Origin of the sequence: Candidatus Mycoplasma haematobovis, from assembly GCF_001645765.1 — a bacterium.
In the GTDB taxonomy this organism is placed as follows: Bacteria; Bacillota_I; Bacilli_A; order Mycoplasmatales; family Mycoplasmoidaceae; genus Eperythrozoon_B; species Eperythrozoon_B haematobovis.
Genome location: NZ_LWUJ01000012.1, coordinates 93691 through 117536 on the forward strand (window position 1 = coordinate 93691; position 23846 = coordinate 117536).

The 23846-nt window shown below is 29.4% G+C and carries 28 protein-coding genes; 12 read left to right on the plus strand and 16 right to left on the minus strand.

The features are described 5' to 3' along the window. Nucleotides 1-344: 344 nt before the first annotated feature. Entirely contained in the window at nucleotides 345-827 is a 483-nt protein-coding gene (locus A6V39_RS04260) for a hypothetical protein (RefSeq protein WP_187150431.1), read from the plus strand. Between the two features lie 622 nt (nucleotides 828-1449). Continuing rightward, nucleotides 1450-1578, plus strand: coding sequence for a hypothetical protein (locus A6V39_RS05945; RefSeq protein WP_281178733.1), 129 nt, complete (start codon nucleotides 1450-1452; stop codon nucleotides 1576-1578). Nucleotides 1579-1756: 178 nt separating this feature from the next. On the opposite strand, the gene A6V39_RS04265 is transcribed toward A6V39_RS05945, so the two are convergent. Genes A6V39_RS04265 through A6V39_RS04275 form a run of 3 tightly spaced genes read right to left on the minus strand, consistent with a single transcriptional unit; the run spans nucleotide 1757 to nucleotide 5122 of the window. Continuing rightward, on the minus strand, nucleotides 1757-3685 hold the full coding sequence (locus A6V39_RS04265) for an ATP-dependent helicase (RefSeq protein WP_187150432.1): 1929 nt from the start codon (nucleotides 3683-3685) through the stop codon (nucleotides 1757-1759). A gap of 2 nt (nucleotides 3686-3687) precedes the next feature. Then, on the minus strand, nucleotides 3688-4545 hold the full coding sequence (locus A6V39_RS04270) for an RDD family protein (RefSeq protein WP_187150433.1): 858 nt from the start codon (nucleotides 4543-4545) through the stop codon (nucleotides 3688-3690). Beyond that, a complete protein-coding gene (locus A6V39_RS04275) occupies nucleotides 4535-5122 on the minus strand; it encodes a hypothetical protein (RefSeq protein WP_187150434.1) in 588 nt (195 codons plus the stop codon). Before A6V39_RS04275 ends, A6V39_RS04270 begins: the two co-directional genes overlap by 11 nt. A 44-nt stretch (nucleotides 5123-5166) precedes the next feature. Between A6V39_RS04275 and A6V39_RS04280 the strand changes: the two genes are divergently transcribed. Beyond that, complete coding sequence (locus A6V39_RS04280; RefSeq protein ID WP_187150435.1) at nucleotides 5167-7143, plus strand: iron ABC transporter substrate-binding protein; 1977 nt, start codon at nucleotides 5167-5169, stop codon at nucleotides 7141-7143. Here A6V39_RS04280 and A6V39_RS04285 read toward each other — a convergent pair. Continuing rightward, the gene (locus A6V39_RS04285) at nucleotides 7130-7699 is read right to left on the minus strand and encodes a hypothetical protein (protein ID WP_187150436.1); all 570 of its coding nucleotides are present in this window, start codon (nucleotides 7697-7699) and stop codon (nucleotides 7130-7132) included. The genes A6V39_RS04280 and A6V39_RS04285 overlap by 14 nt on opposite strands. A gap of 71 nt (nucleotides 7700-7770) precedes the next feature. Here A6V39_RS04285 and A6V39_RS04290 point away from each other — a divergent pair, with 71 nt between their 5' ends. The 4 genes from A6V39_RS04290 to A6V39_RS04305 all read left to right on the plus strand — a co-directional run bounded on the left by A6V39_RS04290 (nucleotide 7771) and on the right by A6V39_RS04305 (nucleotide 11348). Further along, entirely contained in the window at nucleotides 7771-8754 is a 984-nt protein-coding gene (locus A6V39_RS04290) for a hypothetical protein (RefSeq protein ID WP_187150437.1), read from the plus strand. A gap of 6 nt (nucleotides 8755-8760) precedes the next feature. Then, entirely contained in the window at nucleotides 8761-9705 is a 945-nt protein-coding gene (locus A6V39_RS04295) for a hypothetical protein (RefSeq protein WP_187150438.1), read from the plus strand. Nucleotides 9706-10120: 415 nt separating this feature from the next. Beyond that, complete coding sequence (locus A6V39_RS04300) at nucleotides 10121-10390, plus strand: hypothetical protein (protein ID WP_187150439.1); 270 nt, start codon at nucleotides 10121-10123, stop codon at nucleotides 10388-10390. 472 nt (nucleotides 10391-10862) lie between these two features. Continuing rightward, on the plus strand, nucleotides 10863-11348 hold the full coding sequence (locus A6V39_RS04305) for a hypothetical protein (RefSeq protein WP_187150440.1): 486 nt from the start codon (nucleotides 10863-10865) through the stop codon (nucleotides 11346-11348). Here A6V39_RS04305 and A6V39_RS04310 read toward each other — a convergent pair whose 3' ends face one another. From A6V39_RS04310 to A6V39_RS04325, 4 genes are read right to left on the minus strand one after another with little or no spacing between them, the layout of a single operon-like run. After that, nucleotides 11349-11834, minus strand: a complete 486-nt coding sequence (locus A6V39_RS04310) for a hypothetical protein (protein WP_187150441.1) — start codon at nucleotides 11832-11834, stop codon at nucleotides 11349-11351. It abuts the gene before it with no gap. 12 nt (nucleotides 11835-11846) lie between these two features. Beyond that, nucleotides 11847-12335 carry a hypothetical protein gene (locus A6V39_RS04315; RefSeq protein WP_187150442.1) on the minus strand — a complete coding sequence of 163 codons (489 nt, stop codon included), beginning with the start codon at nucleotides 12333-12335 and terminating at the stop codon, nucleotides 11847-11849. A gap of 42 nt (nucleotides 12336-12377) precedes the next feature. After that, nucleotides 12378-13367, minus strand: coding sequence for a hypothetical protein (locus A6V39_RS04320; RefSeq protein WP_187150443.1), 990 nt, complete (start codon nucleotides 13365-13367; stop codon nucleotides 12378-12380). Continuing rightward, on the minus strand, nucleotides 13367-14035 hold the full coding sequence (locus A6V39_RS04325) for a hypothetical protein (protein WP_187150444.1): 669 nt from the start codon (nucleotides 14033-14035) through the stop codon (nucleotides 13367-13369). The genes A6V39_RS04320 and A6V39_RS04325 overlap by 1 nt, the downstream gene beginning before the upstream one ends. A 263-nt stretch (nucleotides 14036-14298) precedes the next feature. On the opposite strand from A6V39_RS04325, the gene A6V39_RS04330 reads away from it, so the two are divergent. Then, on the plus strand, nucleotides 14299-14493 hold the full coding sequence (locus A6V39_RS04330) for a hypothetical protein (RefSeq protein ID WP_187150445.1): 195 nt from the start codon (nucleotides 14299-14301) through the stop codon (nucleotides 14491-14493). Between the two features lie 135 nt (nucleotides 14494-14628). On the opposite strand, the gene A6V39_RS04335 is transcribed toward A6V39_RS04330, so the two are convergent. Then, nucleotides 14629-15288, minus strand: coding sequence for a hypothetical protein (locus A6V39_RS04335; protein WP_187150446.1), 660 nt, complete (start codon nucleotides 15286-15288; stop codon nucleotides 14629-14631). Nucleotides 15289-15299: 11 nt separating this feature from the next. Beyond that, entirely contained in the window at nucleotides 15300-15956 is a 657-nt protein-coding gene (locus A6V39_RS04340) for a PPC domain-containing DNA-binding protein (protein WP_187150447.1), read from the minus strand. Between the two features lie 787 nt (nucleotides 15957-16743). Here A6V39_RS04340 and A6V39_RS04345 point away from each other — a divergent pair. Next, nucleotides 16744-16962 (plus strand): hypothetical protein, encoded by a 219-nt coding sequence (locus A6V39_RS04345; protein ID WP_187150448.1) that lies wholly within the window; start codon nucleotides 16744-16746, stop codon nucleotides 16960-16962. 29 nt (nucleotides 16963-16991) lie between these two features. Here A6V39_RS04345 and A6V39_RS04350 read toward each other — a convergent pair whose 3' ends face one another. After that, nucleotides 16992-17648: a hypothetical protein gene (locus tag A6V39_RS04350; protein WP_187150449.1), complete on the minus strand. Its 657-nt coding sequence runs from the start codon at nucleotides 17646-17648 to the stop codon at nucleotides 16992-16994. A gap of 72 nt (nucleotides 17649-17720) precedes the next feature. Here A6V39_RS04350 and A6V39_RS04355 point away from each other — a divergent pair, with 72 nt between their 5' ends. Together A6V39_RS04355 and A6V39_RS04360 are read left to right on the plus strand one after the other, a co-directional pair. Further along, nucleotides 17721-18704: a hypothetical protein gene (locus A6V39_RS04355; RefSeq protein WP_187150450.1), complete on the plus strand. Its 984-nt coding sequence runs from the start codon at nucleotides 17721-17723 to the stop codon at nucleotides 18702-18704. 29 nt (nucleotides 18705-18733) lie between these two features. Next, a complete protein-coding gene (locus A6V39_RS04360) occupies nucleotides 18734-19633 on the plus strand; it encodes a hypothetical protein (protein WP_187150451.1) in 900 nt (299 codons plus the stop codon). Between the two features lie 110 nt (nucleotides 19634-19743). Here the strand turns inward: A6V39_RS04360 and A6V39_RS04365 are convergent, their stop codons facing one another. The 5 genes from A6V39_RS04365 to A6V39_RS04385 form a co-directional block, all read right to left on the minus strand. After that, nucleotides 19744-19980: a hypothetical protein gene (locus tag A6V39_RS04365; RefSeq protein ID WP_187150452.1), complete on the minus strand. Its 237-nt coding sequence runs from the start codon at nucleotides 19978-19980 to the stop codon at nucleotides 19744-19746. 130 nt (nucleotides 19981-20110) lie between these two features. Continuing rightward, nucleotides 20111-20599: a hypothetical protein gene (locus A6V39_RS04370; RefSeq protein ID WP_187150453.1), complete on the minus strand. Its 489-nt coding sequence runs from the start codon at nucleotides 20597-20599 to the stop codon at nucleotides 20111-20113. A gap of 21 nt (nucleotides 20600-20620) precedes the next feature. After that, a complete protein-coding gene (locus tag A6V39_RS04375; RefSeq protein ID WP_187150454.1) occupies nucleotides 20621-21103 on the minus strand; it encodes a hypothetical protein in 483 nt (160 codons plus the stop codon). Nucleotides 21104-21834: 731 nt separating this feature from the next. Then, nucleotides 21835-22074, minus strand: a complete 240-nt coding sequence (locus tag A6V39_RS04380) for a hypothetical protein (RefSeq protein WP_187150455.1) — start codon at nucleotides 22072-22074, stop codon at nucleotides 21835-21837. Nucleotides 22075-22097: 23 nt separating this feature from the next. Further along, nucleotides 22098-22751 carry a hypothetical protein gene (locus A6V39_RS04385; RefSeq protein ID WP_187150456.1) on the minus strand — a complete coding sequence of 218 codons (654 nt, stop codon included), beginning with the start codon at nucleotides 22749-22751 and terminating at the stop codon, nucleotides 22098-22100. Between the two features lie 101 nt (nucleotides 22752-22852). Between A6V39_RS04385 and A6V39_RS04390 the strand changes: the two genes are divergently transcribed. Continuing rightward, entirely contained in the window at nucleotides 22853-23761 is a 909-nt protein-coding gene (locus A6V39_RS04390; RefSeq protein ID WP_187150457.1) for a hypothetical protein, read from the plus strand. Nucleotides 23762-23846 lie beyond the last annotated feature (85 nt).

Sequence of the window (23846 nt, forward strand, 5' to 3'; positions counted from 1 at the left end):
TATCTTTTAAATTTATTTGATTCGTGATCCTAAAATAGGGGAAAGCACATAATTCAATCTTTCCTAAGTTATTGGAAGAGATTAGACACTATTAAACATATGTTATGCCACTTAATGAACTTACTAAAATAACGTTTGCTTTTGCCTTCGTTTTGATGCTCATCACAGTAAAATCATTTCTAGGACTGATACAAGAGGAGAAAACTCATAAATTAAAATATGATTATTTATTTTTTTATTAATTAGTACTTCATCAACTCTTTAATAGTAGGGTTTTTTATTACAACTAGAAATTATCTTTAAAAAACCTTGAATTTGGTTTAATTTCTTAGGAAGATATTTAAATGCACACTGTTCTTAATTTATTTTTCAGAACAATGTTAACTGGAAGCGCTGGGGGTTTGGCGTACGCTTCAACTATCTTGGAAGTGTCTAGTGATATCACTCAAAATAAACGTTTTTTAAAATCTACCAATCTACCAGTTAATATAGCCAATATAAGTGATATTGAAATTTATGAGAAATTCTATGGTTGCAAATATGTTTTCATAGATTCTTGAGGAGACAAAAAAATATACAACTCCAACGGTTTTTTAGAAAAACATAAAGAAGAATCTTGAAAGGAGAAGATGATCGCCGTGGCAAACGGTTATAAGGAAGATTGTAAGAGAGGAAAAGTAATTACATTATCAAATGTAAAATATCAAGGATGAAATGGCTTTACTGTTAAAGATCCTACAAAATCAGGTTATTCTTTTACATATGCTAAGCTAGAAGAACTAAAAAAAAATAAATTTGTTTATGAAAAAATTACGGATCACGAGTAGATTTAGTATTTTGAATTAAATTATTTGTTCATAAATTTTGAATAACGCCTGTTTTGGATATTTTAGCAACTTGTATTTTTGTATAATTAACCCCCTATATGTCACTTACAAAGATGTCTTTAATTGAGAAATCTGATTAATTTTTAAAAATGTTAGATATGAAATTTTAAGATTTTGCTTAATATTTGTAAAGTCAAATCTACACTAGTTTTTATGAAATAAATTATTTGTATTTTGTATTTATAAATCTATATTTGAGAGAACTGTGATTTGTGAATTATTTTGTTAATTTGTTTTTGAGAACCATTTTGAAAGGAGGGGCAGGAGGTTTAGCGTACGCTTCAACAATGTTAGATGTACCTGTTGGCATTCCTCAGAATAAAGTTTTTTTAAGCCCTGAAGCCCTGAAGCCCTGCCAAGTAGTATAGGGAGCTTAGGTGATATTGAAATTTATGAGAAATTCTATGGTTGCAAATATGTTTTCATAGATTCTTTTGATAAGGGTCAAATATATAATTTTGGAGGATTTTTAAATATACATAAGGAAGATTCTTGAAAAGAAAAGGTAATTAAAGTAGCAGAAGGCTACAGAGAAGAGTGTAAAAAAAAGAAAGTAATTACTTTGTCGCACATAAAACACAAAGATGCTTCTGGCTTTACTATTGTAAATCCAAAAGAAAGGTATCAGTTAAGTTATGATACATTAAATCAACTTAGAAGGGATAAGTATGTAAAAACGCCAATGTCTTAAACTTTGAATCGAGAGTTGTTAATTTAAATTTTTATTTGTTGATCTTAAATAGAATAAAGGACATTGTTTCTAAAAAGACTTTTGATTTTATTATCGTAGCACTACTTTTTTGTTTCTTTTAAGTAGTTTTTCAAAGTATCTATTATGTATTTTTTCACTTAAATTCCACGAAAATACTTTAAATATCATTATTAAATAAACTATCTAAATTTGTCTCTTGTATTTCCACCATATCTAATTTTTTTATTTCACTAATAAATTCTGATTCCATAGCATTTATTAATTTCATACCTCTAAATAGAGAAGATTTAGAAATAAATAGTCTTTTTTTAGCTCTCGTGAAAGCTACATAAGCTAATCTTCTCTCTTCTTCTTTTTCTTCGGGTGTTTTTGATAATTTAGAAGGGAAAACATCAGAAGTCATTTTGATTACAAAAACATATTTAAATTCAAGACCCTTAACTTGATGTACAGTACTTAATAGTAAATAGTCATCAGTGTCAGGCTCTATGTTCCTAGATCTAAGAGCTATATCTCGCACTATTTCTTCATTAGTAACTCCTTTTTCAGAAGAAAGTATGGAAGCAAATTGAATTATATTTGCTATTCTCTTATCTTCTTTCTTTTCACGTACATAGTTCCTATAGCCTGATTCATTTAATATTTTCATTATTAAATCATCAATACTTATTTCTTTGTACTTTCTTAAATTACTTATTATTGCTCCTATTTCTTTAAAACCATTAGTAGCTTTAGTACTTAATTTATTACATTCAAATATATTTTCAAAAGCTTCCATTATGGAATAATTATTTTCTTTAATGAAAGTAATAAAGGTAGCTAAAGCTTTTTCGCCTATGCCTCTTACTGGTTTACTTATTATTCTCTCTAGAGTATCATAAGCATAGTCATTAAATATTAGAGATAAATAAGCAGTAATATATCTAACTTCTTCTCTTGCATAGAATTCAACTGAATTAGTAATAGAGTAGTCGAATTTATATTTCTTAACTGCCATCTCTAAAGGAATAGCTAAATTATTACTTCTGTATAGTATTGCAATATCTCTAAGTTTTGCTCCTTCTTTAATTCTTAATTTTCTTATTTCATTCATTACTCATTCTGCTTCTTCTCTATCGCTATGACATTCTTTGTATATTATTTTGGAGCCTACTTCATTATTAGTAAATAAGACTTTAGATAGTTCATCTGAATTCTTATTTATTAAGTGATTAGCTACGGCAAGAATATTCTTAGTAGATCTATAGTTCTCTTCAAGCTTTATTAAATTGGAATTCTTAAAGGTATTTAAGAATTCTTTACATATATCTGGTTTAGCTCCCCTAAAGCCATATATAGATTGGTCTGGATCTCCTACACAGAATATATTTTCATGTGTAGTAAGTAGTTTTTTTATATTTTTGAATTGAATATCATTAATGTCTTGAAATTCATCAATTAAGATAGCTTTAAAGCAATTACTTCAATAAGTTCTGGCTTCTTCAATATTTAATAACTCTTGAACTAATATCTCAAGATCGTTAAAGTCTAAAGCTCTTATTTCTTTTAAATAACCAGTATAGGAAGCATATATATTCTTTAGTTCTTCAAAAGTTATTACATGCTTGTTGCAAATATTTTCGGCATATTCATTTTTTTCTAGAGGTTTTTCAAATGGCGTTCTATGCTTTAATTCTCCAATAATATTAATTCAACTTCTAGGAGTAGCTTTAGTATCAATACTTAAATCTTTAAGAATATTACGAATAATAGATCTTTGGTCATTTTCATCTACTATTCTGAAATCTTTATTTCTTCCTAATTTAGATATATCTTTACGTAGCATTAAGTGAAAGAAAGCATGAAAAGTATAAATGTTCTGAGGAACATCATTAGGTAAAGCTCTTGCTATTCTTTCGCTTACTTCTTCTTTAGCTTTATTAGTGAAAGTAATAGCTAATATATCTTCTGCTTTAATTCCGTTTGAAATTAAGTGTATTATGCGTTCTATTAAGACAGTAGTCTTACCAGTACCTGCTCCAGCTATTACTAAAGTAGGAGAAAATGGTGAAGTTACTGCTTCTGTCTGTTTTGGATTTAAAGCCACTCTTATTCATTAATAGCTATTTCAGCAGGCATTTCTTCCTCTTGAGGTTGTTCCTTTATTACTTCTTCTAGCTCTTCTTCTGGTAAATCTAAACTAGGTTCATTTAAGTTTTCATATTCAATAGTTGCGCCAGGGAATTCAAAAACAGGTTTTTCAAAAGTATTACTTTTTTGTTTTAATACTGCTACTTTATCTAAATCTATATAGATAATTCCTGTGCTTTTTGTGAATCAGTTTAGAGCTTTACTTGTAGCAGCTGCAGTGAATAAGTAATACATTTGCAGGAAGAACATACCAGCAAAGAGTATTCTTACTCCACTGTCAAATTTGTATTCATATTTCATTCATTTATCTAATAAAGTAGCTTCATTATCTTTCTTAAGTATTTCTGTTATTCAATTTTGATCCTTCCCTCAAGCTCAAGCTACACCAAAAAAAATAGAGTTTATTATTGGAAGCAAAAATATAGGAATAGCATTTAATTTAAGCAGTTGCATTTGTGAAGGTCTAGCATTAATATCAAATCCATTACTAATGTCTACGGCTTTAATAGCAAATGAGTTTGCAAAGAAAGTCTGATAGTCGGAAGTGGCAGGGATATAGACGAAGTATATATACAAAACTACTATTACTATTAGGGAAAAAAGAAAACATTTTTGTGCAGGCAAGACCTGTTTTGGATCAACAATTTTGTGGAAAGTAGAAATTCATCCCTCATTATCTCAAAGTGTTACACATATAAATACAGGAAATAACATACATAATAGATAGAATAAGTCAAAAATAGTAACAATTAATCTCTTTCCAAAACCTGCTCTTATTTTTCTTAAATAAAGCTCTAATTCGTAATTATTCTCCATCTTTAATTATTCCTTTAGGATTCTCTAAAGTACCATTAGCGAATTGATTTCATCAGTTTTTAGCTTTAAGTCTAAGTAAAGCATAAGAAGCTATATATTTAGGAGCTAAAGGATCAGTATAGGCTTTGTAAGTATTTAGTGCTATCATCCCTCCTAATAAAGGACAGAAGAATACTGAAGTAGCTGCAGTAGCGAGATGTAAGTGTTTTGCTTTAATTAGCACCACTAATGAAGCTCCTGCTATTAATAATTTAGCAAGGAATGTTAGTAGTACAGCAATAAATAAAGGCAACACAACACTCCATCATGTTATTTTGAATAAGTAGAAATCTATTATTTCAACTTTAAAGAATTTAGAATAACCTTCCTTACTAATTAAATTTCAAATATAGGAAGATACAGCATTGTGGTCTAATGATTCTGGATGTAACTTTTGATAATGTTGATCACCAGCAAGAAGATATGAATAGTGGTATGTGCCTATTATAAATATAAGTAGTATCCAGAGTGTTATGTTAACTAAATCTAAATAACCTGAGTATTTAACTCCTTTTTTGGCTAAATAGAAAGTATTCACACACTAACTGAAAGGTAGCTTTTAAATTATAGATTCTTAAGCAAGTGTTTTTAAATAAGAAAGTAGTAATAGCATCTGCACTTCCATGTTTAGGAGGGATAGGTTTCATGGGGTCTACATCCAACGAAACCTATTATAGAATAATGGTAAATTACAATGGACAAGCAGATCTATTGTTAAGTTTGCAAATATTTCCAGATTACTATCCTTATCAATTTAAGAAAACAGAACTATATGATTATTTAACAGATATAGATAAATATTTAGTAGTTAATAGTAATACCTCTAATAATAAGAAAAAACTAAAGGAAAGGCTACAAAAAAGACTTAATGAATTATTGAAACAAGTAAAGGAGTTTGGGCCCAGTTTATGGAATGAAGATTTATATGAGAGTGGTTTAGTATTTAAGAATGAACAACAGTGAAGCAATAGGAAGACTTCAATATTATTCTTAGAACAATTTATTGCTGATGATTTTACTAATATAGATGAATCTACTAATGGATTACCTACCTACAAAGATTTAATAGTAACTAACTATAGAGCTGCAAGAGATCCTTACACTATCTTTTCAAAGAATGTATTCAATTGTTTTAGGGATGGAGATATCAAGAAAGTTAGTGGCAGTATTGATGACGAAACATGTCAAGAGAATCAACCAGATAAAAAATTAGCTACTGAATTCAAAAAATATGTTGATGGATACAGCCAAGAAAATATTAATTCTCTTTACAGGTTTGGAAAATACATAAGTTTTTGAAATAATTTGTTTGAGAAAACTAAGGACAGATTAAAGACGCTAGGTATTGATAAGTGAATTAAGAACGAGAAATTATTTGCTTTAGATTCTTCTAAGGATCAAGAATTAGCCAAAAAATATGCAAGAACAATATTTACTAAAGGGGAAATAGATACTTTAAATGGATGAGTTAAAGATGCTCCACCTCCACCTCCACCAACACAAGAATGAAAAGCGGCCTATATTCAACAAACTTCAGCATCAGCTCGTCCTTCTTTAGCTTCAATTAAATTAATTCACCATCCTGCTCTAGAACAACAAACTTTACCTGGATCTGCCCCATTAGCAGAAGGTTCTCAAAAAGAAGTAATAGTCTTCTTATTTCAATTTGCAGCACTTATTGATGAGTATGTAAATGGGGGAGGAAAAAACAATTTTGAAACTGATTTTGCTAATGATCCAAGAAAAGAATTTATGCAAAATGCACTCAAAAATGCCCAAGCTATGGCAAAGAATTTGGAAGACAGAATTACAGCTATTAGAGAATATTTCAAAAAGATTAACGTAGTTGATCCAAGCTTTGATCCATCAGCACAACAAACTAGCAACAATAGCAAAACTTTTGCAATAGTTACTTATCCTCCCTCTTCATTCGGCGCAGGAGAAGCAACTATTCAATCTATGTCTAAATTTCCTTTTCTCTATACAGATATAGGATTAAGACAAGTATTTCCTAAGAATCTAAAAGAAGATTTAACTCATACTCACGAAGGAGAATTATCTTTAGAGAAAGAGATATTTTCTGTTGATGATAATGGTTGATGATGAAAGATTGGAAATGTTAATTTAGATTCAAGTAATTTATTTCAATTTGAAGATCAAGCAGATAGTTTATTAGTATTAGCAAACCCAGAAGACTGGAATCTTATCAATGATAAGAATGCAGTAACTTTAAAGTCTTTAGGAACTTTGCTTAAAGGAAAGAAAGATATTGATGCAAATAAAGTAGGCAGTGAGGGATATGAAGTTAGTTACAACAAATATCACTTATGAAATGAAGGACTCAGATCCCCCATTGCTTTAAATCTATTATTAGATAACCTAGTAAATATATTTCAAAGACAATACGACCCTAAGTTTGTAAAGAGTAAAGGAGAGAACCAGAATGGATGCTACGCAAAAGCTATGGATTGAGGAAGTTATTGATATGAAGCCTTTATTGAAAGCAAGCCTTGTGAAAATGCCAATGGGGGCTCAACATCAACAATTACTTGTAACTAGAAGTATCTATTGCACAACAACCTTTAATTTTTGTTACTGATCCATAATTTTTAGGAATATTTGCTAATCTAAAGTTATTGACACATCATTGCATTAATTCTCTTATTTCTGATTTGCAAATTCCGTTGCTATTTTGAAGGAGTCATTTTCTTTGTTCTGGACTAGCATCATCTATAGTCCTTATATTAGGTGAATCAAGAATTACATTCTTTAGATTTACTACACAATGTTTTCTTACTAATTTGAAAGAGTCTGCATTGCTAAGTGAATTAGTAATATTTTTGTCACATCATTTCTTTAATAAATAAGCTCCTTCTTTCTTATCTGTTACTTTTTCAAATTCAGGTATATATTTGGCAAGACTTTTTTGGAATAAAGAATAGTTGACTTTTCAACTATCAAAACCGTGTTTATTTCCGAGATATTGATATCCTAGCGAAGTTAAATGTTCTTTATTAGTAGTTTTATGAATGACGAATGGACTAATTCTATAGATTAGAGTAGATAGTATGGTTGCAGTGCTGAGGACTACATAAGTCCTGAGTGCGGAACTCATTAAGAATCCCAGATCAAAAATCTATTAAATATTATCTAAATTCCTTTAAATAGTTAATAATTTGATTATTTATGGCTAAGTTAAAGATAGCTTTAACTATTTTATTATCAGCACTAGGAGTATTTGGAGCCAATAAATACTATAGTCCTAAGAGTATTAAAGATTTATTAAAGTGACAAGGAATTAGATTAGCTTCTGATGATAGAGCTTGAAGAAGTACATTCTATGATCATAAAGATAAGTTAAATGAGATGGGAATTAAGAGCCATGAAGAGCTCTGAACTTGATGTTCAGAGAAATTTAAACAAACTAATTTGGATGACCAAGATGACGTAAATAAAGTTAAAGAATTTTGCGCCGATAATGCTACTTCAATTATGGGAAGAATAATAAGAGATGGGGAAGAGGGAAGAATAATTTCTCCTGAAGATCACAAATCTTTTGCTATTGGATATGTATTAACTGGTTTATCTGAAGATGTATTGAAATTAGTAGGATTGGATGAAAGTCAAAAACAAAATTTTGATTATGTAGGTTTGAAAATTTCTGAATGGTGTGAAAAGAATAAGAACTCTAAAGTTGTTGGCCAAGCAAATATTGGGTTGTATAGTAACTTTAAGAAACGTTGTTATCAGAAAGGAGTAAAGACAGTTTCAGAGTTATTAGCAAAAGAAAAAGCAGATAAGATGCTTGATACAGATTCTTTTAAGAAAAGATTTGATGATGAATTAACAAAGGCCACTAAGTTAATTGGAGAATTAAAGGAATATATGAAAAAGAGAAAGGAAAGTAGAGTCAAGGCACATGAAGCTTACAAAAGAATTAGAGAAGCTTCAGTAAAGGATGCTGAAGAAATAAAGGAGTGAGATTTAAGAGAATTAGAGAAAATTAATAATGAGATACCTGAGAATTTATCAGATGAACAAGTAAGGAAAAATGGTGGTCAGTATTTGAAATGATGATGCGAAGATAGGGTTAAAGCTTCTTTGTTAGATACTGGTATGTTTCCATATAATTACTCTATTATTAAATATCGTTGTACTGGTAAAGCTTAGTAGTAAGTGTCAGTAAAGGTTAGATCGATTGCTTTATTGCTTTCATCACTAATAACAGGCGGTGGAGCATGATTAGGTTATGAATTGAATAAACCAAAAACAGTTGAAGGTTTTATTGAATGAAAAGGTTTGAAATTAGCTTCTGAAACAGATGAGAATCTTTGAAAGGCTTTATATTTTCAGAATAAATCAGAATTAGATAGTAAAGTAGGCAGTGTCGATGCCCTTAAAAAGAAATGTGTTAAGTTAGCTAAAGAGGCAATTAGTTATGTTGATAAGAACGTTGAATATGCTGAAAAATATTGTGTCAATACTTTAAGAAGCCGAAAAGCAAGAATTATTGCTAAAGGATTTGATGAGAGTAAATTTTTGTCTACAGATGAAGATTACAAAGTGGCCTTTACTTTCAATAAATATAGTTCTACTTTCATCTCTTATTTAAATGATTCAGAGATAACTAAAGATTCAGAATTTGTTGATGAAAAACCGGAAGATGAAAAGAACAAAAAACTTCTTGACGCTTACAAAAAATATTGCAAAAATGTATTAGAGGAGGATGGCACTAAGATTGAAGTAGCAAAACAATTATGTTCAAAATATGATTACACAAATGCCGAAGAGTTTGCCAAAAGTAAGGGATATTTGGTTAAAGATAAGGGAGAGCTAAGAAAAGAGTTCCCGAAATACAAACAGCCAGATGGACAGGAAAAAAAGAAATATTTAATAGGAAATTCATTGTTAGAGGATATTAAAGAATCTAATGAAAAAGGCAAAGAAGATAGTTGAATTGTATTAACTAAAGAGGAAGATAAATTTGAAGAGAGATTTAATATATATTGCCAGAAACAAAAGGACAGAAAGCTTTTTGAAAATAAATTTCATAAAGAAGATTGGCCTAAATTTAAAGAAAGATGTCTTAAAGAAGATCCCGCAAAGAAAACAGTTTCTTAATTAAGAAAACCCACGTTATTAGTAATTGTCTTCAATTTTTTGTGTTGCTACTATTGCTAAAAAATAATTAGCTAGACTCAAGCAAGTAATCTGGAGTAAATATTGTTAATTAAAGAAAATAGCTAAGTTAAAGATATTCTTAAAAACTTTATTATAGGCCGCAGGCGTTTTTGCGACTAAAGAATACTTCAAACCAAAGAATATCAAAGACCTATTGGTATGACAAGGTATTAAATTGGCATCTGAAGAGAAAGCGCGCTATATGAAAATCAAGAGCAATTGAAAACTAAAAATATTTCTAGTAAGTATGGCTTTATTAATTGGTGTGAAAATCAATTTAAATTAAGCGATTTTTAGGACGAAGTAGCAATAAAGGAGACTAGGGGTTTATTGCGCCGATAATGCTACTTCAATTATGGGAAGAATAATAAGAGATGGGGAAAAAGGTTTGTTAATTGGAGTAGATGATAAAGAAGCACTTGGTATTGGGTATGTATTGTCTTTCAATAAAAAAGAGATTCTTAAATTGGTAACTTCAAAATTAAATGAGAGAGATAAAGATAGGCCAAATAAGGCCGGAGAAGTAATTGTAGAATGATGCAAAATAATAAGAACACTAAAATTTCATCTTTTGAAAGGGATTTATTTTCAAATTTTAAGAATAGATATTATGACAAGAAAGTAAAATTTTTTTATTTTCAATAGATGTAGTCCTACATTTTTGAGTCTTTTAGGTAATTTTTTAATTAAGACTACTGAGGCTGAAGAGTTGTTAACTATTTACAAGAATTATTGCAAATAAGCATTAAGTGAAGATTCTTCATAATATATTCAAAGAACTTATCAAATTTGTCGGAAACCAAAATATAGGATAAGAGCAAAATTATTAGAGAGTGAAGTATATGAAGAATTAAGCGTAGATGGACTAGAAAAGGCATGAGAAGAAGTAAAAGATTGGTCTCAATTGCAAGGAGAGTATTTTATTAAATGATATTCAAGATAAGAGTCTATTTGCTCATCAATTTAATAAATGATGTGACAATAATAAAAAAGGAAAGTTAAGTGAAAATAAATATCATTTGGAAGTTTATCCAGTATTTAAATCAAGATGTGCAAAAGAAGTCCTTACAAGATAAATAATTTAAGTTTCTTGAATAATGATTAGTCTTTTTTCTTTAGCAAAGGTTGCTGTTCCTTCGGTTACAGTTGGTGTTGTTAATTTAGTCGTTTATTTAAGCTTAAAGATTCATACAAATAAACAAATAAATTACAGAAAATACAAAATTCAAAAGCATTTTCAGACAGTTAAAGACAAAGTAATAGATAATTTGATAGATAGTAACGAAGATTTAATGAAACAAAGACATGGTGAAATCGAAAGTTATTTCAGAAGTATGGGCAACGTTAATAAATTACAGGGTCAAAAGTCTGAGGAGTTATTTAAGAAATGAAAAGAGATTGCTCCAGACGGAACAAGAATAACTTTAACTGATGATAAGAAAAGCAATTTCTTTCAAGAAGTTAGATATTATTGTACTTTAAATAAAGGATCTGATGATGTTAAGTTATTAGTTGAAATATCTAAATTATGTTCAAATGAATTAGTTGATGAAAAAGCTTTTGAATTACCAGAAAACAAATAATTATTCTATTGTAGAATAACCTGGGCCTTGATCCGTTCTAGTAACTTGGAATTTGTTACTATTTGTTTCACTTTCTTTTGACATTGTTATTCTAAGTTTTTTATCTAAGGCTCTTAATTGACATTTTTTCTGCATATTTTCAATACTTAATCCAGTATCTAAATTAATTGCCTCTTTGTCTTTGTCAATGCTATCAGCAAGATCCTTAATTAAATCATCTGTAACTGTTTCTTCTTTTAAGAGACTATAAGTTGATTTGCTAGTAGGATCTAAAATTAAATAGAATTTGCAACCTACTTTATCTTCAGTCTCTCTTATTTTTTTGTAATATGGATCATTCATTCTTCTTTTTTGAGCAACTGTTAAAGTAGGTACAGATTTATTAAATTGTGGTAGGTGTGTTTGATATTGAGAACACCAATAAGATAAAGAAGCTACAGAACAAGCACCACCTAAAAGCAACCCTATCTTTAAATGTTTATCCAAAAAATAAATTAGCTACTCTTCTTTTGGTAGTTCAAAATCCTTTTCGCTAATTACTTTTCTGGAGCATAGTTTTGATACAGCTATTAATAATTCTTTATTTTCAGTAGTTTTTTGATCTACACAAAAAATACGAACTTCTTGGAAAAAATTGCTTTTTTGATTGTTGTCTTGAAAAATTGCCTGTCCATTTCTAGGAGCTACTTTTTCTCATTCCGATAATAGTTTTTGACCACCAAATTTCTTTAAAATTTCTTGATTTTTTTTATTTTGCAAATAATTAACTATTTCTACATGTCTTTTGTTCATCAATTCGTCTTTGCCATCTATTATTTGATCAAAAACACTTTTTCTAACCGTTACGAATTGATTTCTTATTCTTAAATTCCTACTATTATGTTGAGAACGTGAATAAGCTGAAAAACTTAAATAAGTGACTAAATTTAAAGTACCAACCGCAATCGAAGGTCCCGCAACCTTTATTAATGGATAAAGGGCAAACAAAGTAAGCTTAAGTTAATTTTATTCGAATAAATGAATTGTAATTTAGTTTTGTTTATTACAATTGGTTATATCTTTAAAGGGTTGTTCGAGAGTAGTTAAAGATTTAACATAATTTTTGGATATTAAGCATTCCAAACTATCACACTCTCCAGTTTGATGAGTATGAGCATCTTTTTTTAGAGATATAGTTTTTTCTGCCTCTTTAAATATCTTCTTTAAATTATTCTTCTCATTATTCTCTTTTCCTAAGCTAAAGGATACAGGATAATTAACAAAGTATTTCTTATTTCCTAAATTTATTGAACTATCTTTAATTAAGTCTTTGTATGCACTAAGATCAGGATCTACCTTTTCTTTATATGAATAATCAGTAAATCCATATACAGTAGTTCCAACTAATTTTGTTGGTGTTGGTTCCGAATTTTCATCTTTATTTAAATCAACATCATTACCTAAATATATGTGAGCTTGTACCGGTTGTAAATATGCATAATTTCAAGCACTATAGAGATTAGTTAAATAAGTAGCAAAAGATTTTTGATCTTTAATTATTTCTTCTTTATTATTGCAATCTATTTGTTCTTGACAACACTTTAAGAAGCAACCTAATTCAGTTTTTAATGGGCATTTATCTGTAGTGCATTGAGTACATTTAATCTCTGGAATATCTGTCTTTTCTTTATTTAATCACCTAATACTTGAAAGGACATTAATTTTGTGTTGGGTTAATAAGTAATATCTAGCTAACTCAGACAAGTATTTGTATTTTTTATTATTTCCAATAGGTTTTCATTCACTTCTATTAAAGTATTGGACTTTACTAGTATCACTTAAGTTTTCTATTCATACTTTGATTCTTGTAGCATTACTGTCTTGACTGTCTTTTCCATAGAATCAAACTTCAACTAGTTTATTTCAATTTGGTGCAACTTCATTTAATTTATTAGTTCTTGTTTCTAAATTTAATAAGAAAGGAATACTACCTCCAAAAGGAATTAAAGCAAGCAGTAGTTTAGGACTATATCAAATCATTAATTTGAAGGAGATTGTTCACTACCTTCTTGTTTTGGCCCTGATACCGGTGCCAGTTTGTTTTTCTTTATGCATCAAGCCAAAACGTTGTAGCTTGTATTTTTGTTTTCATTAGAGTGGTAAAGTTCATATTTTTGAGAACAGTATTCTGATAGTTTGTTTTTTGCATTTTCTTTTGTAGCATCCTTTATTTCTTTTTTTATTTGTTCTTGATTTTTTTCAAAAATTTCTGTTCAATCACTACTATTTTGTGGATCTGTTGTTAGGAATTTATCTCCATCAGAGAAATGTGATTCATGATATTCATTAATCTTTAATGTGCACAGTTTGATTATTTTTTCATAGATATCTTTAACTGAATTGAAAAATACTTTGCCATTAGTAAATGATTCACATTTTTGCTTTATTTCATTTCCTTCTGAACTTACTTTAGTGTAATCTAAATCCTTTAATAGCAATTCACCATTCTTTTTTGTGTCTTTATAAAGAGTAGCTCTTTTCTTTCAAACTTCCGTAGCTATTTTTTCTTTTGAAGAAATAAGTACATAACCTTCAAGCGCTAATTTCTCACTTACAGATGAGCTTGATCTAGCTTGAGATAATCCAATAGCGGCAGAAGCAATACAACCAACAGCGCCAAGCGCACACGCTTTAATAGGGAACGACATACAGTGTTGTAGGCTTTATATTTAGTTTATAGGTTCTAAGACTTAATAATTACTAAAGTTATAGATAATGGGTAAGCTGAAAATATTTGTAACTTTGTTATTTTCAGCTTTAGGAATATTTGGAGTTAATGAGTAATACAAACCTAGAAATATTAGGAATTTATTTTAGTGAAAGAGAATAAAGCTTTCTTCTGATAATAGAGCATGTTTTTTGAAAACGAAAAAAAGCTAAAGAAGATAGGGATTGACAGTGAAACTTAAATATGATCTTGATTTTTTGAGAGATTAAATCAATTAATTTAGATGATGCAACAACTTTAAAGGATGCAAGCAAGTTTTGTTCAGATAGTGACAGATCCATCATGGGTAGGATTATTATGGAGGAATATGAAAAAGAAAAGGAGAGAATTAAGAAAATAATTCCCCACCTTTCAATTGATGATGTGAAAAGAAATTAAATAGTTCACTACTTGTTAAAGATATGTACCCCTGCTGTTTATGCTGTAGTCAGATATAGATGTACTGAAAAAACGACTTTAAATTAATGAAAAATTAATTAGACCTGTTAGTAAATTATTTTGTTAATTGAAAGTTTAAGCAGTGTCCCCATCTGTACTAGCTGACGGTTTTTGAGTTGTTGGTTTAGCTTTCTTAACACATCATGATTTAGCATTACTACTATCATCTCTATTCTTATTTGAATGCTTTAATAAATAAATTTCATTACAAAAATTAGATAATTTCTCTCTAGCATTTGTTTCTGAAGCATCAGAGTATTTTTGAGTTATTTGGTCTTTGTGTTGTCCGAAAATTTCTTTTCAATCTTCTTCTGCTCCATTTGATTCCATAATTGCGTCTCCTGAGCTTAAGTGGGACTTGATGTACTCTTTTATATCTAAAGTACATAACTTGACAATTTTGTCATAAATTGATGTACCTACAGAATCAACAGTCATTTTCCCACTAGTAAATGAATTACATTTTTCTTTAATTTCTGTTCCTTCTGTTTTGACATTTGCAGGTAATAGATCATCAAATAGCAAATCTTGATTTTTTGCGTTATCTTTATAAAGAGTAGCTCTGGTTTTTCAAACTTCAGCCTCTATACTAGATTTATCGGAAACCAATTCATAACCCTCCAGCCCTAACCGTTCTCTTATTGTTGAGCTTGACTTAGCTTGCGTAAGTCCAATACCAGCAGCAATAGCACATCCTGCAACTCCTATTGAAACTGTTTTCATTGGGAAAGTCATATTACTTATTTTTAAGGATCTTTAGGTGGAGCTTCCGCTACTGGCAATTTTGATGGCTCTTTTTCTCTTTTTATGCACCATAAACTAGCATTTATTCTGTCTTCTTTATGTTTATTGGAATGATGCAATTTAAAAGTATCTGCACAAAATTTAGACAGCACTTCTGTCGCTTTATCTTCTGTAGTATTTTTGAATTTTTTCTTTATTTCGTCTTCATATTTTTTGAAATTAGCTTTTCAAATATCTTCGTTATTATTGATATCAGATATTACTTTGTCTTGTCCACTTAAATGAGATTTAAGATATTCACCAATATTTAAAGTGCATAATGCAGTAACTTTTTCATAGTTTGCTTCTCCTATATCTTTAACTCTTGTTTTCTTATTTTTGTATTCTTCACATCTTTCTTTAATTTTGTCTCCTTTTTCATCTACCGATTCTTTAGATAAATCATTCAATAATCATTCATTTGCAGTGCCTTTGTAAATAGTGGCCCTTGCTTTTCAAACTTCTTCTGCTACTTTTTCTTTAGAAGATATTAATTCATATCCCTCTTCTCCTCATTTCTCTAATAAAGTTGGACTATATTTTGGTTGTGCTAATCCAACTGCGACAGCAGTTACACATCCAATGCCACCAACAACACAAGCCTTAATAGGAAAAGACATGTAGGTTATTTGTATTCTGAATTGTTAATTTTTATATTTAAGTTAGTAAGTTCCTGAAACTAAATAATTAGTAGTATTAAAGTTGTAAATAATGGGCAAGCTGAAAATATTTGTAACTTTGTTATTTTCAGCTTTAGGAATATTTAGAGCTAATTAGCACTACAAACCCAGAAATATTAGGAATTTATTTTAGTGAAAGAGAATAAAGCTTTCTTCTGATAATAGAGCATGTTTTTTGAAAACGAAAAAAAGCTAAAGAAGATAGGGATTGACAATGAAATTTCAATATGATCTTGGTTTTCTGAAAGATTTAAATCAACTAATCTAGATGATGAAAAAACATAAAATGACGCTAGTAAGTTTTGCTAAGATACTGACACTTCAATTATGGGAAGAATAATAAGAGATGATGAGTGTGTTAAGGTAATCAAAAAAGGAAATAGTGAGGCATTTTCAATCAATTATGTTTTGACAGAGGACGTTCTCCAGAAGTACTTGAGTTAATCGGCCTTAAAAAAGAACAAAAACAATTCTAAAGGAAGTTAATGACAAACTTTTAGAGTGATGTGAAGAACAAAAGACAACAAAGATTACTAGTAAGGATGATTTAGATCAGTTTAGTAACTTCAAAAAACGTTGTTACAATGGGAAAGTACATTCTCTCAATTCCTTACAAAGCAAAGAAAAACAACTATGACTACTAGCAAAGAATTTCAAGATAGATTTGAGAAAGAATTAAAAAACGCCTCAAAACTAATTTAAACAACAGAGAAAACCAAGGCTGAAAGTGAAAGAGAACTACAAAACGCTTGTTGATATCGAGCTTAAAGAAGAGGGCGAATGGGAACAAAAACTTATTGAAAGTATTTTAAAGGAGAAAGATTGAGAAAACTACAAATGATGATGCGAAAAATATTTGAGAGGTTTCTTGCTTGATAATAATATGTATCCTAAAACTTACAAAGTAGTTAGCTATAGGTGCACTAATCAAACGGTAGCAAACTAATAAATTAGTTATTAGTCACTATCTGAATCTTAATTCTCTTCTTGTTGATCTGTCCTTTTTCCGGAGGGTTTAGGTTTTTCTTTTCTCTTTACACATCACTGGTTTGCTTGGTATTCTTTGTCTTTATTACTATTTGATTTTTGTAATGAAAAAACTTCCTCACAAAATTTAAATAGTTTATCTTTAAAGTTATCGTCTTTAATTTCTTTAATAACTTTTGTTATTTCCTCTTTATGCTTATCAAAAACTTCTTTTCAATCGTGTTGATCATCTTTGCCTATTATTTTTTCGCCATTTGTTTCATTTAAATGTGATTGAATGTATTCTTTAATATTTACAGTACATAACTTAGTAATTTTTTCGTAACCATCTTCTCCTATTAAATTTGTTGGAACATCTTTATCAGTATACTTTGAACATTCTTCCTTTAATTTATTGCCATCAGATAATACATCTTCATCTCTTAAACCTCTAAGCATTAAAGTACGTGGTTCTCTTTTGTAAAGAGTAGCTCTATTTTTTCAAGCTTCTGTTGCTACTTTATCTTTTGAGGAAATAAGTATGTATCCTTCAATACCTAATTTTTCTCTTACAGATAAGCTTGATCTAGCTTGAGATAATCCAATGGTGGCAGAAGCTATACAGCCAACCCCTCCTAATATACATGCTTTAGTTGGTAAAGCCATAAGATTGTTACTTATATTTAGTCAATAAATGCATTAACAATTAGGACGTTAATAAATATAAATATTTCAATTATGAGCAAACTTAAGTTTTTTGCAACTCTGTTATTTTCAGCTTTAGGAATATTTGGTGCTAATTGATACTACAAACCCAGAAATATTAAGGATCTATTGAAATGACAAGGTATTAAATTGGCATCGGATAATAAAGCATGAAAAAGCATGTTCTTTGAACATCAAGAAGAGTTGAAATTGAAAGGCATTGAAAATGAGGATAGTCTATGATCTTGATGTTCTGAGAGATTTAAGTCAACTAATCTAGATGACGACCAAACATTAGCAGAGGCTAAGAAATATTGTTCAGATAGTGCCCAATCCATCATGGGTAGGATTATTAGGGAAGGTGAAGAAAATATGGTTATTGGTAAAGATGATTATGGTGCTTTTGCAGTTAATTACGTTCTAACGGGACATTCAAAGGAAGTTCTTGATTTAGTAAATTTACCAGAAGAACAACAATCCAACACTTTTTACGTTAGTCAAGAACTATCAAAATGATGCGAAAAGAAAAAAATAGAAAAAATTACTAACCAAGAAGATTTAGATAAGTTTAGTAACTTCAAAAAACGTTGTTACAACAGAGGAGTAAAGACAATTTCTGATCTTTTGAAAAAACAAGGACTAAAGCCTATGACAGGGGATGAAGCATACAAAAAAAGATTTAAAGATGAGTTAAAAGATGCCCCAAAATTAATTGAAGAAATAAGAAGTAATTTAGAGATAAGAAGAGCTAAATTGAAGGAAGCGTGACAGTTTCTCAGAAGAACCAAAGAAGCTTACAAAAGCAAAGAAGAATTAGATGAGGAAGAAGCAAAAGAACTAGAACGTATTTCAAAAATAGTACCTGATAATCCCGAAGATAAAGAGTTAAAGGAAAATGGTTGGAGACACTACAAATGATGATGCGAAGATAGGTTGAAAAGGAATTTAACCGATGCTGGAATATATCCTAATACATATGCTATTGTTAGTTATAGATGTACTGAAAAAGTTGCTTAGTAAATCAAGCAGCATTAGGGATTTAATTTATGTCCTTTAAATTTAATTCGATTGCTTTATTGCTTTCTTCATTATTAACTGGGAGTGGAGCATGAGTAGGTTATGAATTATACAAACCAAAAACAGTTAAAGGATGAGTGGAATGAAAAGGGTTGAAATTAGCTTCTGAAACAGATGAGAATATTTGAAAGGCTCTGTATTTTCAAAACGAATCAGAATTACAAGGAACTACTAAATCAGCTGAAGAATTAAAGAAAACTTGTGTTGAATATTGAAAAAAACCAATTGAAAATAAAAATCTTGAATATGTTGAGAAGTTCTGTGTTAATGTTTTGAAAAGTCGTAAGGCAAGAATAATTGCAGAGGGATTTGATAAGGCTATATTTCTAAGTACTGATGAGGATTACAAATTAGCCTATACGTTTAATAGGTATAGCGACTCTTTCTTAGCATTGTTAGGCAGTGATAAAGCAACTAGAGATTCAGAAATTGATGAACAAGATAGTGAATTATTAAGAATTTACAAGAATCATTGTGAAACAGCACTAAATACAAATGACACTAAGATTAATGTTACAAAACAAATTTGCTCTAAGCAGTATGAATATGTAACTGCTGAAGATAAGCTTAAGCATGATGGATACGAATTAAAGACTGATAAAGAATTAGAGGATTCATGAGATACATGAAAGGGAAGTAAATCTAAAAATTATTTAGTAGGTAACAGTTTATTAGAGGATATTAAAGATCGAAACGGCGGGGATGATTCATGAATTAAATTACAGGATAATAAGAAAGAATTTGGTATTCGTTTTAAAGCTTGATGCCAAGAGCAGAAAGTAGAGAAGTTATTTAAGAGAAATTTTTACAAAGATATTTATCCTAAATTCAAAAATAGATGTGGTACACCAAAAGCAGCAAAAACTTAATAAATAATAGATAGTATTAAACTTAAATTCTTTGAAATTTTAGGAATGTTTGAAGTTAATGAGTATTACAAACTAAGAAATAATTAGGTAATTTTGATAATACTTTTAATTTAACGTTTTTCGCATTTGTCTAAAAATTTTTTTCTTAATTTTTCATTTTTTCGGTAACGAGCATGCACATTGTTTATGCATTGTGTATATTTTTTCTTTAAATCAGCTTTTGTTCTATCTGTACTTACAACACTAGCAGTTGTTGATTTTCCTGCATTAATAAATAACCCTGTACCACAAACACAAGTAGCTAAGGTAGCTGTACCGATACTAAAAATTTTATTAATTAAATTCATAAATAATGTTTAATAAATTTGTGTATATCACTTTTTTAACCCAAGACTTTTAACTAAAGGATAAATAAACTATTGGAAACTTTTTGATATAGCTTACCCAAATAAAAAAGAGGAGAACTCAATAAAATAATTATTCTTTGTAATTGTAACCAGAACCACCTTGTTCATTAGTTCTTACTTGGTATTGATATTGTTTTAGAATCGATGAACCACTGCTAGGAATTTCTACTCTAACAATTCTAAGTTTTTTGTCATATCTTGAAGCGCATTTAGCTTTCATGTTTTCGATACTTAAATTTGTATCTGTTTTTTGTGATTTGTCATTATCTATACTAGTAGCTAGTTTTTCAATCATGTCATCTGTAATTTCTTGCTCTCTTAATAGGTTGTAAGCTGTTTTATTTGCATTTTTGAAATCAAGAATTAAATAAAATTTACAACCAACTTCCCCCTCTGCTTTCAATATTTTTCTGTAACTTGGACTATTTATTCTTTCTCTTTGGGCAGAAGTTAAAGCAGGTTTAACGTTAAATTGTGGTAGGTGAGAGTTGTATTGAGTACTTCAATAAGCAACAGAAGAAACAGCACATACACTCCCCAATCCTAAACCAATCCTCAAATGTTTATCGAACACGTTTCATTAATCGGGTAAATCAAAGTCTTTTTCTTGTACTGTTTTTTTGGAACATAGTTTTGATATCTCTACTAATAATTTCTTATCTTCTGCGTCTTTCTTACTAATACAGAATACACGAACTTCTTGAAAGAAATCATTTTTCTTTTCTTGATCTTGCAGAATAGCCTCTCCACTCTTGGGAGCTATTTTGTCTCATGCATTTATTAAGCTTGTTCCACCATACTGTTTTAAAAAATCTTTATTCTTTTCGTTTTTGAAGAACGCTTCAATAGTTCCGTAACGACTATTAATTAATGTATCACGCTCTCCTATTATGTTGTCAAAGATTTCTTTCTTAACTGTTCTGAAATGTTTCTGTATTCTTCAGTTTCGGTTATTTGTTTGTATTTTTGTATTTATTTGAAAGCTTAAATAAGTAAATAAATTTAAAACGGCAACTATACCAGTAGGCGCAACTAACTTTATTATTGGATATATTCCTAACATTATTTAAAATTTTTGCAGTTTACAATATCTTTAAATGATTGATCTAATGAACTGAAAGACTTTACATAGTTCTTAGAGATTAAACATTGCAAATTATCACAATTACTTTGGCTTGTTTGTGTTTCGGTTTTTTTCACTAAATCACTATTCTTTTTTGATTCTTCAAATATTTTCTTTAATTTGTTATCTGATTCTTGAAGATCAAATGTTTGAGGGTAATTAATAAAGTATTTGTTACTACTTATTTGATTTTCGTTCTTTATTAATTCTTTGTAACGACTAGTATCTGGATTTTTCTTTTCCTTGTATTGATAATCAGTAAAGCTATATATTGTTGTTCCAACTAATTTAGTGGGTTTGGGCTCAACATCATTGTTATTTAAATCAACATTATCTCCTAGATATATGTGCGCTTGAATAGGCTGGAAGTATGTACTATTTCAAGCACTGTAAAGATTAGATAAGTAAGCTGCAAAGGTTTTTTGATCTTGCTTTATTGTTTCTTCATTACAAGGAGTTTGATCTTTACAACACTTTAAGAAACACTCTAGTTCGGACTTTGCAACACATTGTGTTGATGGACATTGAGCACACTGTAGATCTTTGATTTCATTATTATCTTTAGATAATCAATGAAAACTGGAAGCTATATTAATTTTGTGTTGAGTTAATAAATAATACTTAGCTAATTCAGCTAAGTATTTGTATTTCTTGCTATTACCAATAGGTTTTTAGGCATTGTTATCTAAGTATTCAGCCCTATTAATATTCTCTAAATCCTCTATTCATACTTTGATACTTGTGTCTTTATTGTCTTTACCATAGAATTTAACTTGAATTAATTTATTTCAATGTGGTGATGTTTCATTTAATTTGTTTGTAGAGCTAATCGTACTTAGTAATAAAGGAATACTTCCACTAAATGGAGCAACACCTAACAATGAACAAATTATTAATTTAGGACTGTACAAAACAATGTATTATTTTAGATATCTTAATCCTCTGAATCACTATCAGTTGGTTTTGTGGGAGAAGCAGGTCTCTTTACACATCAGTAATTAGCATTGCTACTTGTGGATGAATTAGTATTAGATTGTTGTAGTTCATAAACTTTTTCACAATATTCAGATATTTTCTCTTTTGCATTATCTTCATTTATTCCTTCAATTTCTGTAGACATTCTGTCTTTATGTTCTTTAAACTTATTGTTTCATTCTTCATCTTGTCCTTGCTTTTCTATGAATTTGTCTTCTTTGTTTAAATGAGATTGAATATATTCTTTGATCTTTAAAGCACAAAGTTTAGTAATTTTTTCATAAATATCTTTATCTATTGAATTCATAGTTGTTTTTCCATCAGTAAATTTGTCACATTTTGCTTTAAGCTCATCCCCTTTTTCATTTACATTAGTGTGTGGCAAATCACTTAATAATACACTGCTGTTTTTTGAAGTATCTCTATAGATTGATGCTCTATTTTCTCAAGCTTTTGTAGTTATTTTCTCATCTTTAGAAGAAATAAGAACATAACCATCTAACGCTAGTCTTTCTTTTATGCTTAAGCTTGATCTAGCTTGAGACAAGCCAATAGCAACAGATGTTATGCATCCTGCCCCAGCAACTAGGCAAACTTTAGCAGAAAAAGCCATAAAAGACTACTCTTTTAAATATATATTTTGTATTTATTTAAGAATGTATCAATTTAATAAACAAATAAAAAGAATAATTATTTACTAGTCTTTAGTATTAAATGGCATTCAGATTTAATTCTGTTGCTCTGTTGCTTTCATCATTATTGACTGGTGGTGGAGCTTGAGTAGGTTATGAATTATACAAACCAAAAACAGTTAGAGATCTTATTGCTTGAAAAGGATTCACTTTAGCTTCTGAAGAAGATAGTGGCATTTGAGAAGCACTTTATTTTCAAGGCAAAGCTGAGTTAGGTGATAAAGTTACGGATGCCAGTACATTAAAGCAATTCTGTGTTAAGACTGCAAAAGAAAAGATAGATTACTCTAGTAAGAACTATGAACATGTTGAAAAGTTTTGCGTTAATGCCTTGAAAAGTAGGAGGGCTAGGATTATTTCTAAAGGATTTAAGGAAACTGATTTTCTAAGTACTGATGATGATTACAAGTTGGCTTTTATTTTCAACAGGTATAGTCCTACTTTCTTATCTCTTTTAGGAAAACCTAATCTTACGAAAGATACTGAAATAGATGATAATTCAGAACTCTTACAGTCCTATAAAGACTATTGTTCGAAAGTATTAAATGAAGATGATATTAAGATTGCTGTATCACAACAATTATGTTCAAAAAGTAAAGAAAAAACAGTAGTAGATTTGTTAACTAAAGACGGATACACTTTACGAAGCGATCAAGAATTAGAAGCAGATTTCGAAAAATACAAACAAGATAATAATGGTAAAGACGCAAAGTACGTTGTAGGTAATACCCTTTTGGAGGCAATTAAGGATGTTTCACAAGGAGAAGATAGCTGATTAGATTTAACTAGGGACAAAAATAAATTTGCAACTCAATTTAAGAAATACTGTAATGAACAGAAAGAAAAATCACTTTATGCAAAAGACTTCTTAAAAGATGTCTATCCAAAGTTTAAATCTAGATGTGCTAATGAAATTAAACCTTCGCGCTAAAGATTTTTATTTTCTTTTTGCTGGTAATTGATTTTCAGCCATAAATACATCTTTTACGTAAAATAAAACTACCACTTTATTTTTA